The organism is Streptomyces sp. NPDC029044 (assembly GCF_040637495.1).
In the GTDB taxonomy this organism is placed as follows: domain Bacteria; phylum Actinomycetota; class Actinomycetes; order Streptomycetales; family Streptomycetaceae; genus Streptomyces.
The window spans coordinates 17,956-33,334 of record NZ_JBEZWN010000049.1 but is presented as its reverse complement, the minus strand read 5'-3'; the positions used below and the strand labels follow the sequence as shown (position 1 = coordinate 33,334).

18 protein-coding genes are annotated in these 15,379 nt (G+C 72.5%); 6 read left to right on the top strand and 12 right to left on the bottom strand.

The window, feature by feature from the left end:
• Window positions 1-15: 15 nt before the first annotated feature.
• The 6 genes from AB0E85_RS29700 to AB0E85_RS29675 all read right to left on the bottom strand — a co-directional run bounded on the left by AB0E85_RS29700 (window position 16) and on the right by AB0E85_RS29675 (window position 4,790).
• A complete protein-coding gene (locus AB0E85_RS29700; protein WP_361933430.1) occupies window positions 16-1,053 on the bottom strand; it encodes a glycoside hydrolase family 6 protein in 1,038 nt (345 codons plus the stop codon).
• A gap of 98 nt (window positions 1,054-1,151) precedes the next feature.
• Complete coding sequence (locus AB0E85_RS29695; RefSeq protein ID WP_361933428.1) at window positions 1,152-1,811, bottom strand: class F sortase; 660 nt, start codon at window positions 1,809-1,811, stop codon at window positions 1,152-1,154.
• Window positions 1,812-1,831: 20 nt separating this feature from the next.
• A complete protein-coding gene (locus AB0E85_RS29690; RefSeq protein WP_361933426.1) occupies window positions 1,832-2,656 on the bottom strand; it encodes a hypothetical protein in 825 nt (274 codons plus the stop codon).
• A gap of 121 nt (window positions 2,657-2,777) precedes the next feature.
• Window positions 2,778-3,557, bottom strand: coding sequence for an HAD-IIA family hydrolase (locus AB0E85_RS29685; RefSeq protein ID WP_344454027.1), 780 nt, complete (start codon window positions 3,555-3,557; stop codon window positions 2,778-2,780).
• 108 nt (window positions 3,558-3,665) lie between these two features.
• Window positions 3,666-4,478, bottom strand: a complete 813-nt coding sequence (locus tag AB0E85_RS29680) for an LPXTG cell wall anchor domain-containing protein (RefSeq protein ID WP_361933423.1) — start codon at window positions 4,476-4,478, stop codon at window positions 3,666-3,668.
• 96 nt (window positions 4,479-4,574) lie between these two features.
• Window positions 4,575-4,790 carry a hypothetical protein gene (locus AB0E85_RS29675; protein WP_361933420.1) on the bottom strand — a complete coding sequence of 72 codons (216 nt, stop codon included), beginning with the start codon at window positions 4,788-4,790 and terminating at the stop codon, window positions 4,575-4,577.
• 121 nt (window positions 4,791-4,911) lie between these two features.
• Here AB0E85_RS29675 and AB0E85_RS29670 point away from each other — a divergent pair, with 121 nt between their 5' ends.
• The gene (locus tag AB0E85_RS29670) at window positions 4,912-5,715 is read left to right on the top strand and encodes a TetR/AcrR family transcriptional regulator (protein ID WP_361933418.1); all 804 of its coding nucleotides are present in this window, start codon (window positions 4,912-4,914) and stop codon (window positions 5,713-5,715) included.
• Here the strand turns inward: AB0E85_RS29670 and AB0E85_RS29665 are convergent.
• From AB0E85_RS29665 to AB0E85_RS29655, 3 genes are all read right to left on the bottom strand, one after another.
• Entirely contained in the window at window positions 5,680-5,862 is a 183-nt protein-coding gene (locus tag AB0E85_RS29665; protein WP_361933415.1) for a hypothetical protein, read from the bottom strand. The two genes, AB0E85_RS29670 and AB0E85_RS29665, sit on opposite strands and share 36 nt — an antisense overlap.
• A gap of 10 nt (window positions 5,863-5,872) precedes the next feature.
• Entirely contained in the window at window positions 5,873-6,028 is a 156-nt protein-coding gene (locus AB0E85_RS29660) for a hypothetical protein (protein WP_361933412.1), read from the bottom strand.
• A gap of 81 nt (window positions 6,029-6,109) precedes the next feature.
• Window positions 6,110-7,351: an ROK family transcriptional regulator gene (locus AB0E85_RS29655; RefSeq protein ID WP_361933410.1), complete on the bottom strand. Its 1,242-nt coding sequence runs from the start codon at window positions 7,349-7,351 to the stop codon at window positions 6,110-6,112.
• A gap of 56 nt (window positions 7,352-7,407) precedes the next feature.
• Between AB0E85_RS29655 and AB0E85_RS29650 the strand changes: the two genes are divergently transcribed.
• From AB0E85_RS29650 to AB0E85_RS29640, 3 genes are all read left to right on the top strand, one after another.
• Window positions 7,408-8,475, top strand: a complete 1,068-nt coding sequence (locus AB0E85_RS29650) for a Gfo/Idh/MocA family oxidoreductase (RefSeq protein WP_361933407.1) — start codon at window positions 7,408-7,410, stop codon at window positions 8,473-8,475.
• Entirely contained in the window at window positions 8,472-8,993 is a 522-nt protein-coding gene (locus tag AB0E85_RS29645) for a heme-degrading domain-containing protein (protein WP_361933404.1), read from the top strand. The genes AB0E85_RS29650 and AB0E85_RS29645 overlap by 4 nt, the downstream gene beginning before the upstream one ends.
• Before the next feature lie 89 nt (window positions 8,994-9,082).
• Window positions 9,083-9,949, top strand: coding sequence for an LLM class F420-dependent oxidoreductase (locus AB0E85_RS29640; RefSeq protein WP_361933401.1), 867 nt, complete (start codon window positions 9,083-9,085; stop codon window positions 9,947-9,949).
• Between the two features lie 93 nt (window positions 9,950-10,042).
• Here the strand turns inward: AB0E85_RS29640 and AB0E85_RS29635 are convergent, their stop codons facing one another.
• From AB0E85_RS29635 to AB0E85_RS29625, 3 genes are all read right to left on the bottom strand, one after another.
• Window positions 10,043-10,900: a fumarylacetoacetate hydrolase family protein gene (locus AB0E85_RS29635; protein WP_361933398.1), complete on the bottom strand. Its 858-nt coding sequence runs from the start codon at window positions 10,898-10,900 to the stop codon at window positions 10,043-10,045.
• Window positions 10,901-11,131: 231 nt separating this feature from the next.
• Entirely contained in the window at window positions 11,132-11,839 is a 708-nt protein-coding gene (locus AB0E85_RS29630; protein WP_361933395.1) for a YidC/Oxa1 family membrane protein insertase, read from the bottom strand.
• Window positions 11,840-11,929: 90 nt separating this feature from the next.
• On the bottom strand, window positions 11,930-12,241 hold the full coding sequence (locus AB0E85_RS29625; RefSeq protein WP_361933392.1) for a DUF6412 domain-containing protein: 312 nt from the start codon (window positions 12,239-12,241) through the stop codon (window positions 11,930-11,932).
• A 222-nt stretch (window positions 12,242-12,463) separates the two neighbouring features.
• On the opposite strand from AB0E85_RS29625, the gene AB0E85_RS29620 reads away from it, so the two are divergent.
• Together AB0E85_RS29620 and AB0E85_RS29615 are read left to right on the top strand one after the other, a co-directional pair.
• On the top strand, window positions 12,464-13,939 hold the full coding sequence (locus AB0E85_RS29620) for a beta-1,6-galactanase (protein WP_361933389.1): 1,476 nt from the start codon (window positions 12,464-12,466) through the stop codon (window positions 13,937-13,939).
• A gap of 122 nt (window positions 13,940-14,061) precedes the next feature.
• Window positions 14,062-15,078, top strand: coding sequence for an SEC-C metal-binding domain-containing protein (locus AB0E85_RS29615; RefSeq protein WP_361933386.1), 1,017 nt, complete (start codon window positions 14,062-14,064; stop codon window positions 15,076-15,078).
• Window positions 15,079-15,379 lie beyond the last annotated feature (301 nt).

Genomic DNA, 15,379 nt, shown 5'->3' with positions numbered 1-15,379 from the left:
GTACGGGACCGGTCGTCAGCCGGTGGCCTTCGCCAGCTTCAGGGCGTAGTCCGCCCACCACTGGCCCGCCTTGGGTCCGCCCTTGCACTCGCCGTCCGACTCGCCCGGTCGCTTCACCCACAGGTACGCGTCGACCAGCGGGTCGGCCGTCTTCGTCGTCGGGGTCTCCCCCAGGGAGCGGCCCGGCGGGTTGCACCAGCGCTCGTCGGGCTTGCCGTCGGTGTAGGGGCCCTTGCCGTTGCGGCTGGTGTCGATGACGAAGTGCTTGCCGCCGACCTTGGCGGAGAGCTTCTTGCCGTAGGCGATGGAGTCTTCGGTGGAGTAGAAGTTGGAGACGTTGACCGAGAAGCCGTCGGCCTGTGCGATGCCCGCGCGGTTCAGCGGTTCGAAGATCTGGTCGGGGTTCTGCCAGCCGGCGTTGCCCGCGTCGAGGTAGACCTTCGTGTTCTTCAGAGACTTCAGCTTGGTGACGGCGCCCTTGAGGAGGTCGTAGCGCTCCTCGTGGAACTGCTGGGGCGTGCAGCCGTCGACGAGGTGGAGCAGCGCGTCCGGTTCCAGGACGATCGTGGCGGGCCGGTCTCCGATGCCCGCGGCCACGCCGTCGATCCAGTCACGGTAGGCGTTGCCGTCGGCGGCACCGCCCTGCGAGTACTGGCCGCAGTCGCGGTGCGGGATGTTGTAGAGGACCAGCAGGGCCGTGCGGCCGGCCTTCTCGGCGGCTTCGGTGAGGCCCCGGGTCTGCTGCCGCGGGTCGTCCGGGACGATCCATTCGGCGGTCGGCTGCTCGGCGATCTTGCGGATCTGCTCGGCTTCCCGCTTCTTGTCCGACTTCTCCAGCTCGGCGAGCTGCTGGGCCGCGGTCCCGTCCGGATTGACCCAGAACGGGGCTTTTTCCTTGGGCTGTTGGGTGATTCCGGCGCCCGCGTCGGCGGGCTCGTCCGATCCGTCTCCTCCGTCGGAGGAGGAACACCCCGTGATCAGCAGTGCCGCCCCCAGCACCACTGCGGACATCCGCCTCCCGGCGAACACCCCGGCCCCCCTGCTGCCGTACATCCAACTCCCCCTTGGGTGCAGCGTGACAAGTCTCAATCCTGACATACGTCCCGCGGCACCCACGAGGCGAACCCCACCTGCGCGGATGACCGGGTCCGTCAGAGGCCGGTCCCCGTCAGGTACGCCGAGACGACCACGTTCGCCGTGTAGCTGCGGGTCGTACGGTCGAAGCTGCCGCCGCAGGTGACCAGCCGCAGTTCGGCCCGCCCCGACTCGCGGGGCCCGTAGGCCTGGTGGGCGTCGAAGCGGTCGCGGGTGAGGACCTGGACCGACTCGACGGTGAACTCGGCGACCTTGGCGTCGGCCCGCAGCACCCGGATCGTCTGGCCGGGCCGCATGGCGCTGACCTTGTAGAAGACGGCAGGCCGGGTGTCGGTGTCGGCATGACCGACCATCAGCGCGGTGCCGGGCGCACCGGGCGCGACCCCGCCGGCGTACCAGCCGACCACGCCCGGCTGGTCGTACGGCGGCGGGTCGAGCGCCCCCCGGGCGTCGAGGCCGCGGGCCACCACGGGGGCCTGGACGCCGAGCCCCGGGATGTCGACGCGCTGCGGCAGCGCGTCTCCCAGCGGGCGGTGCTCGGGCGGCAGCTTGATGTCCGGGGGCCGTCCGGCCGCCGCCATGTCGCCCGTGGTGGGGGCGGAGATGCCGTGCCGCATCTCGGTGACCTCGCGGCCCCACAGCCACAGTCCGAGCAGCAGCACGACCCAGGCCAGGCCGGTCAGCAGGCGGCCGGTGCCGGAGAAGCGCCTTTCCATGTGATCGCGATCCCGCATGGTCAATCCGTCCCGCGGCCCCGGCGGGCACCGCGCCGCAGCACGACGATCACCGCGGCGGCCACCCCCGCGAGCACCAGTCCGGTCACCCCCTGCGCCGCGCCGGGAGCGGCGCCCCGCTCCTCGGCGGCAATGAGCCCGGCGGCACCGCCACCGCCCGCCCGGACGGGGGCGACGGGCGAGGCCGGCGCACCGGGCCGGTGCGAGGGGAACGCCTCCCGGTCACGGCCGGGAGCGGACGGCTGCCCGCCCCCTTCCGGCGCGGGCTGCTGTCCGGCCTCACCGTTTGCCGGCTCCCCGTGCGCGGCTTGCCGTCCGGCCTGACCGTCTGCCGGCTCCCCGTGCGCGGCTTGCCGTCCGGCCTGACCCTCTGCCGACTCTCCGTGCGCGGCTTGCTGTCCCGCCTCGCCGTGCGCGGGCTGCTGTCCACCGGGCACGGGCAGGGGCGGGGGCGGGGGCACGGGGAGCGGTGCGGCGTCGGAGCGCCCCGCCGCACCGTCCCGGACGGTGAGCGTGACGGTCTGATGCGCTCCACCGCAGGTGACCCGCACGGCGTACGAACCGGCCTCGATCGTGGAGCGGACGCGGCTCTCACCGGCGAGCTCGCGCGCTCCGGTCACGGTGAGCCGGACGTCCGCGACGAACGCCGCCGAGGCGGCCACGGCCGTTCGCTGGGCGCAGCCGGCCACGCGGAGTGTGACGTCACTGCCGGGGGCGGGGGCCGCCGGGGTCACCGAGACGCTCCCCCCGTCCGCCGCGTACGCCGAGGGGGCGAGGGCGACGACGGCCAGGACGCTCGTACAGACAGTGACTCTCAGGGAACCCATCGTGAACCTCCAGACGCCTGGAGCCTCCCCCGCGCGGTGGGCCGCCGCATCCTCAGGGACGCGGCGGCTGCTCCGTACGGGTGACGACGGGTTTGAGCCCCCCGGGTGCCTCCGGCCGGGCTCAGACCCGGTCGACGAGGTCCGCGATCGAGTCCACGACCTGCGACGGCCGGTACGGGAAGTCCTCGACCTGTTCGGGCCGGGTCAGGCCGGTGAGCACCAGGAACGTCTGCATCCCGGCCTCCATGCCCGCCAGCACGTCGGTGTCCATCCGGTCGCCGATCATCGCGCTGGTCTCGGAGTGCGCCCCGATGGCGTTCAGCCCGGTCCGCATCATCAGCGGGTTCGGCTTGCCCGCGAAGTACGGCTTCTTGCCGGTCGCCTGGGTGATCAGCGCGGCCACCGCGCCCGTCGCGGGCAGCGGCCCCTCGGTGGAGGGGCCCGTCTCGTCGGGGTTGGTACAGATGAACCGGGCGCCGCCGAGGATGAGCCGGACCGCCTTCGTCATGGCCTCGAAGGAGTACGTGCGGGTCTCGCCGAGGACGACGTAGTCCGGCTCGTGGTCGGTCAGGATGTAGCCGATGTCGTGCAGCGCGGTGGTCAGGCCGGCCTCGCCGATGACGTACGCCGAGCCGCCCGGCCGCTGGTCGTCCAGGAACTGGGCGGTGGCCAGGGCCGAGGTCCAGATGCTCTCGATCGGCACCTCCAGGCCCATGCGGCGCAGCCGGGCGTGCAGGTCGCGCGGGGTGTACATCGAGTTGTTGGTGAGGACCAGGAAGGGCTTCCCGGACTCGCGCAGCTTCTTCAGGAAGGCGTCGGCGCCGGGGATCGGTACGCCCTCGTGGATGAGCACACCGTCCATGTCGGTGAGCCACGACTCGATGGGCTTGCGGTCTGCCATGTGCGGGGTCTCCTGCCGTACGCGGTCCAGCGTGCGCCCCAGCCTAGACAGTGGCGGGATCTTGCGGAATGGCCCGCGTGCGGCGTCCCGACTGGCGGGACGCCCTGCTCAGCGGCGACGGCGGGCGACGAGCAGTACCCCGCCTCCGGTGAGCAGCAGGGCCGCGACGACGACGACCTGCGTGCCGGTGCCCGTCCGGGCCAGTTCCTCCGCGAAGGGGAACCGGTCCTCGCGGGGCGGGACGGAGGCGTCGGGGTCGGTGCCGGGGCGGGTCTCCTCACCGGTCTCCTCACCGGTGTCGGGGCGGGTCTCCTTACCGGTGTCGGTGTCGGTGCCGGTCCCCGCGTCCCCGGCGTCGATCCCGAACCGGTAGTCGTTCGACTGCCCGACCCAGTCGCCGTCGTCGTCGTGCCGCTGCACCACCGCGGCATTGGCCGTCACGTCGTTGGGCACGGCGTCCGAGGTGAGCATGAGCCGCACCTTCACGGTGACGGTCCTGCCCGGCCCCACGGTGAACCCGGTGAACCGGTCCTCCTCGCCGGCGAACGCCCCGACGAGCTCGTCCTCGCCGGTCTTCTCGAAGCGCACGGGGTGGGCCCGCGGCCCGTCGAAGAATTCGAGGCGCGGCTGGGACGGTTCCAGGGCGCGCCGGTCGTCGACGAGCACGACGACGGGATGGATGCCGGTGCAGGTCCGGTCGGTCGTGTTGGTCAGATCGACGTACCAGGTCCCGAACCCGCCCCCGGCCGTGTAGGTGTCCGGCCCGCCGTGGATGCGGGTGGTGAGCGGGAAGGTGTGGTCGTCGGGCGCGGCACACGCGGGCGCCGGGGCGTCCGCGCGCGCCGGATGAGCACCGGGGAGCAGGACGGCGGCCGCCGCTGCCGCCGCCAGACAGAGATGAGCGGGCGTGCAGAGTCGCATGATGATGTGACATTCCGACCGACGAGGACCACGAGACGGCACCGCCGCGAACCGCCCCCGAACGGCGGCGCGGATCCGCCCGGTCGGCGGACAGACCTACCTGCGCCCCAGCGCCTTCGCGCGCATGTGGGCCCAGCCCGCGAGGACGAGACCCACCGCGGTGAGGACCGCGTAGGTCACCAGCAGCGGTACGAAGCCACCGGGCAGCCCGCCCAGCAGTCCCCGCTCGTCGTCGATGAGGAGCCGGGCGAGCCCCTGAACGCACACCGCCAGCACCAGCATGCCGAGAACTTGCAGGACGTCGTACTTCATGGCCTTCCTTTCACGACGAGGGCTACGTTACGAACGTATCAACGGATGCGGATGACCAGGTCCTGTACTGCTGGCAATCCTCTGCTTACGTCACACTTTCTCGACGCGCTATCGTGAAGGGATGCGTGACGAAAAGACGCGGACGTGCCAGGTCTGCGGCGCGGGACTGGCCCGTCCGAGCCGGGGTCGTCCGCCCGTGTACTGCTCCCGCAGCTGTCAGGCCCGGGCGTACCGCAGGCGCAGGCAGCCGCTGCCCGAGCCGGGCACGCCGCCCGCCTCCCCGCCGACGGACGTCCGGGCGCGGCAGCGGCGCCGCATCGCGGAGGCGGTGTGGCGGATCGCCGCCCGGCAGGGCCTGGACACGGCCAGCATGCGCCGGATCGCGGCGGAGGCGGGGGTGTCACTGCGGGTCGTGCAGTACCACTTCGACTCCAAGCACGCCCTCCTGGTGGACGCGCTGCGCCTGCTGCACGAGGAGAACGAGCGGCTGGCCCGGGCGCGCATCCCGTACGACATGACGGACCCGTGCGCGCTGCTGCGGGCGGTGCTGGACGAGTTCCTGCCGCTGGACGAGCAACGCGCCTTCGCGCTGCGCGTGTTCACGGCGTACTACGCGCGCAGCCTGACCGATCCCGAGCTCGCGGCGGTCTTCCTGGCGGCCGAGCAGCCGCTGGAACACCTCGTCGCGGACATCATCGGGGCCGGCCAGGCGGCGGGGAGTGCGGCCCCGGGCATCGACCGGGCGCACGAGGCCGACCTGCTGGTGTCGGGAGCCGTCGGGCTGGGCATGGACGTCGTGCACGAACGCCGGTCCCTCGCGGGGGTGCGGGGGGTGCTCGACTATCACCTGGACAGGATCTTCCCGGCCAGGACCGCCGGGCATCGACCGTCAGTGCCCGGACATCAGCCGAGCACCGCACCCTGACACCGGCACCGGCTCCCGCTCGGTCGCCGCGTCCAGGACCGGCTCCCGCTCGGTCGCCGCATCCAGCACCGGATCCTGCTCGATCGCCGCGTCCAGGACCGACTCCCGCTCGGTCGCCGCATCCTGCTCGGTCGCCGCATCCAGCACCGGATGCTGCTCAGCGCCGCGTCCAGCACCGGATCCTGCTCGGCGCCGCGTCCTGCACCGGCTCCCGCTCGATCGCCGCGTCTTGGACCGACTCCCGCTCGGTCGCCGCATCCTGCTCGGTCGCCGCGTCCAGCACCGGATCCTGCTCGGTCGCCGCATCCAGCACCGGATGCTGCTCAGCGCCGCGTCCAGCACCGGCTCCCGCTCGATTGCCGCGTCCTGCCCGAGCCGCTCCCCATTCCCGTGTTCAGACGCCCCCGCGCCCGAACACCGGTCCCAGCACCAGCTCGGCCGCCCCCACTGCCACGGCTCCGCCGCCCCCGGCCGCGACGCGCACCGGTACGGCGTCCTGGCCCGTGCGCCGGGCCCAGGCCCCCAGCACCGCGCCGACTCCCTCCGTGAAGATCTCCGGGTCCGCCGCCACCGTCCGGCCGCCGAGCAGGACGACGTCGATGTCGAGCAGCCCCACGAGGTTCGCCGCCCCGGCCCCCAGAACCCGTGCCGCCTCCCGCAGATCACCGCGTTCCACCGCAGCGAGGCACAGGGCTTCGACACAGCCCCGGTTCCCGCAGGTGCAGGGCGGGCCGTCGAGCTGGATCACCTGGTGGCCGAACTCCCCGGCCCCGGTCCTGGCCCCCCGGTGCACACTGCCGCCGATGACCAGCCCTGCCCCCAGTCCCGTGCCGAGGTGCAGGTACGCGAAGGAGCCGCCCTGGCCCCCGGCGGCGAGGCCCAGCGCCGCCGCGTTGGTGTCCTTGTCGACCACGACCGGCACGCCGAGCCGCTCCGCCAGCGCCTCCCGCAGCGGGAAACCGTCCCACTCGGGAAACCCGGTCACCCGGTGCAGCACCCCCCGGACATGATCAAGCGGCCCGGGCAACGCGACCCCTACGCCGAGCAGGGCGGGGTCCGGCCGGGCGGGGCCCAGCCGGGATGCGTCGCCGTCCCCATCCGTCCCGGCCGCCGGCACCCCGGCCACCGTCTCCCGTACCGCCCCCAGTACGGCCTCGGCCCCCGCCCCCAGGTCCAGCGCGGCCCGCCGCTCCCCGACCACCGTGCCCCGCAGGTCCACGAGCACGGCCCGCGCCTCGTCCCGGTCCAGGTGGACGCCGACCGCGTGCCCGGCCTCCGGCACCAGGCGGAGCACCGTGCGCGGCTTGCCCCCGGTCGATGCCCGGCGCCCGGCATCTGCCGCGAGGCCGTCCTCCCGCAGGCGGGCCGTGATCTTGCTGACGGCCTGCGGGGTGAGGCCGGTGCGCTCGGCGAGTTCGAGCCGGCTGATGCCCTCGTCCCCGGCGGTTCGCAACAGGTCGAGCACCAGCGCGGCGTTGTGGCTGCGCAGGGCGAGCAGGTTCACCCCGCCGCCACCCGGGCTGACCGGGCCGACCGGGCCGACCGGGCCACCCTGGCCGGCCGGGCCAGTCGGCCCCGACCCTCGCGCCCCGCGCATGCCGCCCACCCCGCCCGTACGGTCGTCCGCCCTGTTCACCACCCCATTGTCCCCGGCGCTTGCACTTTGGCAACAGCGTTGCGAAAGTGGGAGGCATGACTGGCACACCCCTCCGCGTCGGCCTCGTCGGCTACGGCCTCGCCGGCTCCGTCTTTCACGCCCCGCTGATCGCCGCCACGGAGGGCCTCGCCCTCGACACGGTGGTCACCTCGAACCCGGAGCGGCAGCAGCAGGCCCGCGTCGAGTTCCCGGACGTGCGCCTCGCCGCCTCACCGGACGAGCTGTTCGCCCGGGCCGCCGAGCTGGACCTGATCGTCGTGGCGTCCCCGAACAAGACGCACGTGCCGCTCGCGACGACCGCGCTGAAGGCCGGCCTGCCGGTCGTCGTCGACAAGCCCGTCGCGGGCACCGCGGCCGAGGCCCGCGAGCTGGCCGCCCTGGCCGAGGAGCGCGAGCTGCTCCTCTCCGTCTTCCAGAACCGCCGCTGGGACAACGACTTCCTCACCCTGCGCAAGCTGCTCAACGAGGGTGAACTGGGCGACGTGTGGCGGTTCGAGTCCCGCTTCGAGCGCTGGCGTCCGAAGCCGAAGGGCGGCTGGCGCGAGTCCGGCGACCCCGCAGAGATCGGAGGTCTGCTCTTCGACCTCGGCAGCCATGTCGTCGACCAGGCCCTGGTCCTGTTCGGCCCGGCGGCCTCCGTGTACGCGGAGACGGACATCCGTCGCCCGGGCGCCGAGACGGACGACGACACGTTCATCGCGATCACCCACACCAACGGCGTCCGCTCCCACCTCTACGTCTCCGCGACGACCGCTCAACTCGGCCCCCGCTTCCGCGTCCTGGGCTCCTTGGCCGGGTACGTCAAGTACTGCCTCGACCCCCAGGAGGCGGCGCTCCGGGACGGCCTGCGCCCCGGCCCCGGCTGGGGTGCGGAGCCCGAGTCGCTGTGGGGCCGCGTGGGCTCCGGCGAGTCCCCGGTGACCGGCGGCGGCCGCCCCGAACCCACCCTCCCGGGCGACTACCCGGCTTACTATGCGGCCGTGGCGAAGTCCCTGCTGGAGGGCGCCCCGAACCCGGTGACCGCACGGGAGGCGGCCGCCGCCCTGGACGTACTGGAGGCCGCCCGTCGTTCGGCCCGCGAGAAGGTGACGGTGACGCTGTGACCCACAAGAGCAACCCCTCCCACAGCCAGGGGCTCACCCCGAAGTTCCACCCGGAGCTCACCCCGAGCCTGGAGGAGCTGGAGAAGCAGGAACGCCACCTGGTGTTCCGCCAGTTCACGTACGACGACGCCTGGGCGCTCGGCTCACTCCTGGTCGAGCTGGCCCGGGAGCGGCAGGCCCCGGTCGCCATCGACATCCACCGCGCCGGCCAGCAGCTGTTCCACGCGGCCCTGCCGGGCTCCACCCCGGACAACGACGCCTGGATCGCCCGCAAGCGCCGGGTGGTCGAGCGCTACGGCTCCGCCTCCTACCTGGTGGGCGCCCGCTTCCGCGCCAAGGGCAGCACCTTCGAGGAGTCCTCGCGCCTGGACCCCGACACCTACGCGGCCCACGGCGGCTCGTTCCCGATCACCGTCGAGGGCGTGGGTGTGATCGGCGCGGTGACGGTGTCCGGACTGCCGCAACTCCAGGACCACCGGCTGGTGGTGGAGGCGCTGGAGCGGTTCCTGGACCTCTGACTCCGTTCCCGGAATGAGCGGGGACCCTCTCCGGTTGGCACCTGCGTACGCGTGATCGACAACGGCGCCCACCGGAGGGACCCCACCCCATGACCACCCCCCTGAAGGAGACCGTCGGCCGGTACGGCATCTGGAGCGTGGGCCTGCGCTCGGAGGACCCGGACCGGCGCGGCGAACTCGCCGAGACCGCCGCCGAACTGGAGGAACTCGGCTACGGCGCCGTCTGGCTCGGCGGCAACAGCTCCGCCGCCAACGCCGCCCCGCTGATCGAGGCGACCTCGACGCTCACGGTCGGCACCAGCATCCAGAGCATCTGGCAGCACGAACCGGACGCCGCCGCCACGGCCTTCGCGGACCTGGAGTCGGCCCACCCCGGGCGCTTCCTGCTGGGCCTCGGGGTGAGCCACGCCAAGCGGGTCGAGCAGTACGCCCGCCCCTACTCGGCGCTGGTCGGCCACCTCGACGGCCTGGACGCCGCCGGAGTTCCGGCGGAGCGCCGGCTCCTGGCCGCCTTGGGCCCGAAGTCGCTGCGGCTGGCCCGCGACCGGGCGGCGGGCTCGATCCCGTACCTGGTCACCCCGGAGCACACGGCGCACGCCCGCGAGATCCTGGGCGAAGCCCCGCTGCTGGCGCCGGAGCTGGGCGTCGTCCCGGAGACGGACCCGGTCCGCGCCCGGGCCGTGGCCCGCGAGTTCCTGGAGATCTACCTCCCCCTGCCGAACTACACCAACAACTTCCTCAGGCACGGCTTCACGGAGGACGACCTGGTGGACGGCGGCAGCGACCGCCTGGTCGACGCCCTGTTCGCCTGGGGCGACGACCAGGCGATCCGCGCGAAGATCGACGCCTTCTTCGCGGCGGGCGCGGACCACGTCGCCCTCCAGGTCCTGACCGGCGAGTCCCGCGACGCCCTCCCGAGGAAGGCGTGGCGCGACGTAGCAGCTCTGCTGGACTGACGTTTCCTCAGGGGCGCGGGGAACTGCGCGACCAGCCACGGACGGCCCGCAGCAGGCAACGGACCGCAGTCCCCCGCCCCTCCCAGCGGAGCGCTACGCGTCCTTGAACTCCTGCCGCTGCCGCCCGAGCCCCTCGATCTCCAGCTCCACGACATCCCCGGCCCGCAGGAACGGCTTCGGCTCGGGCGCACCCAGGGCCACCCCCGCCGGCGTCCCCGTGTTGATCACATCGCCCGGGTAGAGCGTCATGAACTGGCTGAGGTACCGCACGACCTCCCCGACCGGGAAGATCTGCTCGGCCGTCGTCCCGTCCTGCTTGAGCTCCCCGTTGACCCAGAGCTTCAGGGACAGGTCCTGCGGGTCCCGTACCTCGTCCGCCGTGACGAGCCACGGCCCCAGCGGATTGAACGTCTCGCAGTTCTTCCCCTTGTCCCAGGTCCCGCCGCGCTCGATCTGGAACTCCCGCTCGGACACGTCGTGCGCCACGGCGTACCCGGCGACGTGCGCCAGCGCCTCCTCCGTGGACCCGAGGTACCTGGCAGTGCGCCCGATGACGACGGCCAGCTCGACCTCCCAATCGGTCTTGAGGGACCGGCGCGGCACGAGGACCGTGTCGTTCGGCCCGACGACGGTGTCCGGCGCCTTCATGAAGACGACCGGCTCGGCGGGCGGCTCGGCGCCGGTCTCGCGCGCGTGGTCGTGGTAGTTCAGCCCGATACAGACGATCTTGCCGATCCGCGCGAGCGGCGGTCCGATCCGCAGCCCGGTGGCGTCCAGCACGGGCAGGTCACCGGCGTCGGCGGCGGCCCGCACCCGGCCGAGTGCCTCGTCGTCGGCGAGCAGCGCGCCGTCGATGTCCGCGACGACGCCCGACAGATCCCGCAGGGTTCCCTCGGCGTCGAGCAGCGCGGGCCGCTCCGTCCCCGCCGTACCGACTCGCAGCAGCTTCATGATCAGTCTCCCTCGATCGCGTGCGCCCGGCCGATGCGCGCGACCCGGATGCGGCGGGACAGCCATCGGAGGACTGGTCGATCCTCCAAGCTGGACGTGCACTCCGCAATACCCCGTTCACGTACTGGACCCCGGCCGTCCGGTCACCTGCACAGCCGGGCCCGGTCACCTACACGGCCGGGCCCGGTCACCTGCACAGCACGGCCCAGCCGCCTGCACAGCCGGGCCCGGTCACCTGTACAGCACGGCCCGCTCGACGGCACTCCACGTCGTACTGGTCACGACGTACAGCGCGGCGGCCAGTGGCACGACGGCCACGGTGACCAGCGTGAAGAACGACATGAACGGCATCACCTTCGTCACCGCCCCCAGCCCGGGCAGCTGCTCCCCGCCGGCCTGGGCGGCCGGGTTCGCGGCCATCATGCGCCGGCTGAGCCGGTAGCTGAACGCGGCGACGCAGGCCACGACCACGAACAGCCCGGCGTAGACGAGCCCCGCCCCGCTGAGGACACCGCCCTGGAGGGCGTCCGCCCACCGCTCCCCCAGCGGCGCCGCAAGCAGCTGGTGGCCGAGCAGTCCGTTGGGCTCGCCGCCGATCGTTTCGCTGGAGAACAGGTGGTAGAGCAGGAAGAACGCGGGGATCTGGAGCATCCCGGGCAGGCAGCCGGCCAGCGGCGACACCTTCTCCTCGGCGTGCAGCTCCAGCACGGCCTTCTGGAGCTTCTCGGGGTTCTTGCCGTGCTTCTTCCGCAGCTCGGCGATCTTCGGCTGGAGCGCGGTGCGGGCCTTCTGGCCGCGCGCGGCAGCCCGGGAGAGGGGGTGGACGAGGAGTCGTACGAGCGCGGTGAACAGGACGATCGCGGCGGCTGCGGCCGAGGCGCCGAACAGCGGCTGGAGCAGGTCGGCAAGGTGCTCGACCAGGTTGGCGAAGACGGACATGGGTGAGCCCTCCGGGGGTCTCGTCGTGCCGGAACAGGTCATGGCGGCATGACGACCCGCGCGGGGTCGGCTCAGGTGTGGATTGCGCCCCTACGCGACGGTCGCCCGGAGGGCGTGACCGGGTGCCCGGGGCCGGGTGCGCCCCCGGGCGTCGGGATCACGCTGGGGCAGGAAGGCCGTACGCCGGTCCCGGTCGCGGATGGCCGTCCGCACTCGGGTGCGCGGCACGGTGGGCGCGCAGCGGGAGGCGACGACGGCGCAGAGCGCGAGGGCTGCGGAGGCCGCGGTGGTCGCGGCGAGCGTGACGGTGGCGGAGAGGCTGCCGGTGTCGAGCAGCGCCACCTCGACGAGCAGGAAGAGCAGCACGAGGGCGGGACGCAGCGTCGCCCAGCTCCGGTTCATCGGCTGCCCTCCCCTCGTACGTGTGTATGCCCTGTTGTTCGTTATACAGGATCACCCTCCCGCCCGGGCCCGCGACTTCGTACACGGGTTTGAGAAAGGTCCGTCAGAACTCTCGACAACCCACCCGCCACACCCGATGCTTCTCGTCACCAACCACGGGGACACCCCTGTGACGCCGGGCCGGGGACCGGCGTCTGCCCCCATCTCCCTTACGGAGGAGCCGTGATCCGACGCAGGAGTCTGCTGGCAGCAGCAGGCGGTACGTTCCTCGGCAGCGCCCTGGCGACGGGCACCGCGCACGCGGACGCCACGATCGCCGTCAACCCGTCGACGACATACGGCACCTGGGAGGGCTGGGGCACCTCCCTCGCCTGGTGGGCCAACGTCTTCGGCGCCCGGGACGACTTCGCCGACCTGTTCTTCACCACCAAGTCCGTCACGTACAACGGCCGTTCCCTCCCCGGCCTGGGACTCAACATCGCCCGCTACAACCTCGGCGCGTGCAGCTGGAACAGCGTCGGCGGCGAGACAATGGTGAAGTCGCCCAACATCCCCGCCTTCAAGCAGATCGAGGGCTTCTGGCAGGACTGGAACAACGAGGACCCCACCTCCTCGGCATGGAAGTGGACGGCGGACGCCAACCAGCGCGCGATGCTGGTGAAGGCGACCCAGCGCGGCGCGATCACCGAGCTCTTCGCCAACTCCCCCATGTGGTGGATGTGCAGCAACCACAACCCCTCGGGCGCCGCGGGCGGCGGCAACAACCTCCAGACCTGGAACTACCGCCAGCACGCCTCCCACCTGGCGGCGACAGCCCTGTACGCACGCAACAACTGGGGCGTGAACTTCGCGACGGTCGACCCCTTCAACGAGCCGGCCTCCACGTGGTGGACCGCGACCGGCACCCAGGAGGGCTGCCACATGGACCCGGCGGTCCAGGCGGCCGTCCTCCCCTACATGCGCAGCGAGTTGGACAAGCGCGGCCTGACCAGCCTCCGCATAGCGGCCTCGGACGAGACGAACTACGACACGGCCCGCTCCACCTGGTCGTCCTTCAACGCGACGACCAAGGGCCTGGTCTCCCAGGTCAACGTGCACGGCTACCAGGGCTCGGGCGGCCGCCGCGACCTCCTCTACACGGACGTGGTGACCACCTCCCGCAAGAAGCTGTGGAACTCCGAGACGGGCGACAGCGACGGCACCGGCCTGACCATGGCCTCGAACCTCTGCCTCGACTTCCGCTGGCTGCACCCCACGGCCTGGTGCTACTGGCAGGTCATGGACCCGTCGTCGGGCTGGGCGATGATCGCCTACGACGCGAACACCCTCCAGCCGACCACCGTCCAGACCAAGCACTACGTGATGGCCCAGTTCAGTCGCCACATCCGCCCCGGCATGACGATCCTGGACACGGGCGTGGGCTACGCGGTGGCGGCGTACGACGCGACGGCCCGCCGCCTGGTGATCGTCGCGGTGAACACCTCCACCTCCGCCCAGACCCTGACCTTCGACCTCTCCCGCTTCTCGACGGTCACGGGCGGCTCCGGAGGCCTGGTCCCCCGCTGGAACACGGTCACGACGGGCGGCGGAGACCTCTACACGCCCCGCTCCGACATCCGCCTGTCCGGCACATCCGTCAGCGTCCCCTTCACGGCCAAATCAGTCCAAACCCTCCAGATAGACGGTGTGACGCTGTAAGTCCGCGGCGGCGGTTCGGGGCGAACCGAAGCCTGGGTGGCGAGCATGGGAGGTCGGGAGGCCGGGTGGTCTGGCCTGCGCATCTCTCACGCTCGTCACCTCCCGGCAGTACGGTGTCCCCCATGCGCCCCGACACGCCTGCCGAAAACGTCGACCACACCGCCGAGGCGGCACGCCTGGAGCGGACCGCCGGCCTGTATCCCGAGGACGCCGAGGCCCTGCTGCTGCGGGCAGCGGCCCACCTGGAACTCTCCGGCGACCGCCCCACCGCGACCACGCTCTACGACCGCCTGCTGTCCTCCTCCGACGGCCTGGAGAACCCCCACCTGGTACGGGCGCTCAAGGCCTCCAACCTCTGGGAGTACGGTCACGAGGCCGAGGCCCGCGCGATCATCGAGGGCGTCCGGGTGGCGTCCCCCGGGGACCCGGCGCCCTGGGTGATCGTGGCGGAGTCCCTGGAATCCCACGACGAGCTCGAAGCGGCCCACGACACCTTCACCGAGGCCGTACGCCGCCTCCTGACGGACGTCGCCGACCCCCCGCAGCCGACCCACCCCCTCCTCTTCGGCCGCCACCGGGTCCGCCGCATGCTGGGCCGTGCCCACGACGAATGGGACGCCCTGGCGGACTCGGTCCACTCCCTCCCGATCACCCTGGACGAACTCCACGACCCCAAGCGGGTCTGGTCCCTGGGCTCGGAGAACCCCGCGGAACTGGAGGCGGAGATCCTCCGCCTCCGAGCAGAACTGGGCGCCTACCGGGAGGCCCTCTCCCGCCCCTTCCCGGTAGCGATCCTGCACTGGCCGGCGCAGGAACTCTCGGAACTCCTGGAGGCGTACCCGGACCTCACCTCGGAGTACCCGACCCACGAGGAACACCTCGCGACCATAGAGACGGCCCTGCGCGAACTGTCCGCCTCGGGCACCCCGAACCTGGGCATCGTCACGGGAACGGTCCCGTCCTACGAGGCCTTCGCCGCCTCGGAACTCTCCTCCCCGAACGACTCGACCCTCCTCCCCCAGTACGCGACGACCCTGGCGGCGAGGGGCAGAGCAGCGGCTTGGCCGCCCCAGCAGGGGGCGGCTTGCTGGTGCGGGTCGGGCACGGCGTACGGCCAGTGTCACGGCAGCACTGTCTGAGTTCCCCCGGTGGGTAGCCGCTGAGCCAACCCGGCGTGCGCGGAGCCGCTGCCGCGCCCGTCACGCCGGGCACCTGCGCAGCGCCCTGCGGCGCTCCCCACTCTGACCCCCGCTTCCCCGGGCCGCCCGCTCACTCCTCTCCCGTGCCGGAGCGGCCCGGGCCAAGGGTGGCCCGCAGGGCCATCGGCGCAGCCGACGCGGAACGCAGCGCAGCGGAGTGGAGAGCTCTTGAGGCGGGGGGAGGCACGACACTGGCCAGGAAGCGGGCGGCCTACACGGCACCAACCTGTCATGGGCGCAC

What these genes read in the sequence shown, in the direction of transcription:
- AB0E85_RS29700 (WP_361933430.1), bottom strand. Translation starts at nt 1,053, where the DNA reads ATGTACGGCAGCAGGGGGGCCGGGGTGTTCGCCGGGAGGCGGATGTCC.
- AB0E85_RS29695 (WP_361933428.1), bottom strand. Translation starts at nt 1,811, where the DNA reads ATGGAAAGGCGCTTCTCCGGCACCGGCCGCCTGCTGACCGGCCTGGCC.
- AB0E85_RS29690 (WP_361933426.1), bottom strand. Translation starts at nt 2,656, where the DNA reads ATGGGTTCCCTGAGAGTCACTGTCTGTACGAGCGTCCTGGCCGTCGTC.
- AB0E85_RS29685 (WP_344454027.1), bottom strand. Translation starts at nt 3,557, where the DNA reads ATGGCAGACCGCAAGCCCATCGAGTCGTGGCTCACCGACATGGACGGT.
- AB0E85_RS29680 (WP_361933423.1), bottom strand. Translation starts at nt 4,478, where the DNA reads ATGCGACTCTGCACGCCCGCTCATCTCTGTCTGGCGGCGGCAGCGGCG.
- AB0E85_RS29675 (WP_361933420.1), bottom strand. Translation starts at nt 4,790, where the DNA reads ATGAAGTACGACGTCCTGCAAGTTCTCGGCATGCTGGTGCTGGCGGTG.
- AB0E85_RS29670 (WP_361933418.1), top strand. Translation starts at nt 4,912, where the DNA reads ATGCGTGACGAAAAGACGCGGACGTGCCAGGTCTGCGGCGCGGGACTG.
- AB0E85_RS29650 (WP_361933407.1), top strand. Translation starts at nt 7,408, where the DNA reads ATGACTGGCACACCCCTCCGCGTCGGCCTCGTCGGCTACGGCCTCGCC.
- AB0E85_RS29640 (WP_361933401.1), top strand. Translation starts at nt 9,083, where the DNA reads ATGACCACCCCCCTGAAGGAGACCGTCGGCCGGTACGGCATCTGGAGC.
- AB0E85_RS29635 (WP_361933398.1), bottom strand. Translation starts at nt 10,900, where the DNA reads ATGAAGCTGCTGCGAGTCGGTACGGCGGGGACGGAGCGGCCCGCGCTG.
- AB0E85_RS29630 (WP_361933395.1), bottom strand. Translation starts at nt 11,839, where the DNA reads ATGTCCGTCTTCGCCAACCTGGTCGAGCACCTTGCCGACCTGCTCCAG.
- AB0E85_RS29625 (WP_361933392.1), bottom strand. Translation starts at nt 12,241, where the DNA reads ATGAACCGGAGCTGGGCGACGCTGCGTCCCGCCCTCGTGCTGCTCTTC.
- AB0E85_RS29615 (WP_361933386.1), top strand. Translation starts at nt 14,062, where the DNA reads ATGCGCCCCGACACGCCTGCCGAAAACGTCGACCACACCGCCGAGGCG.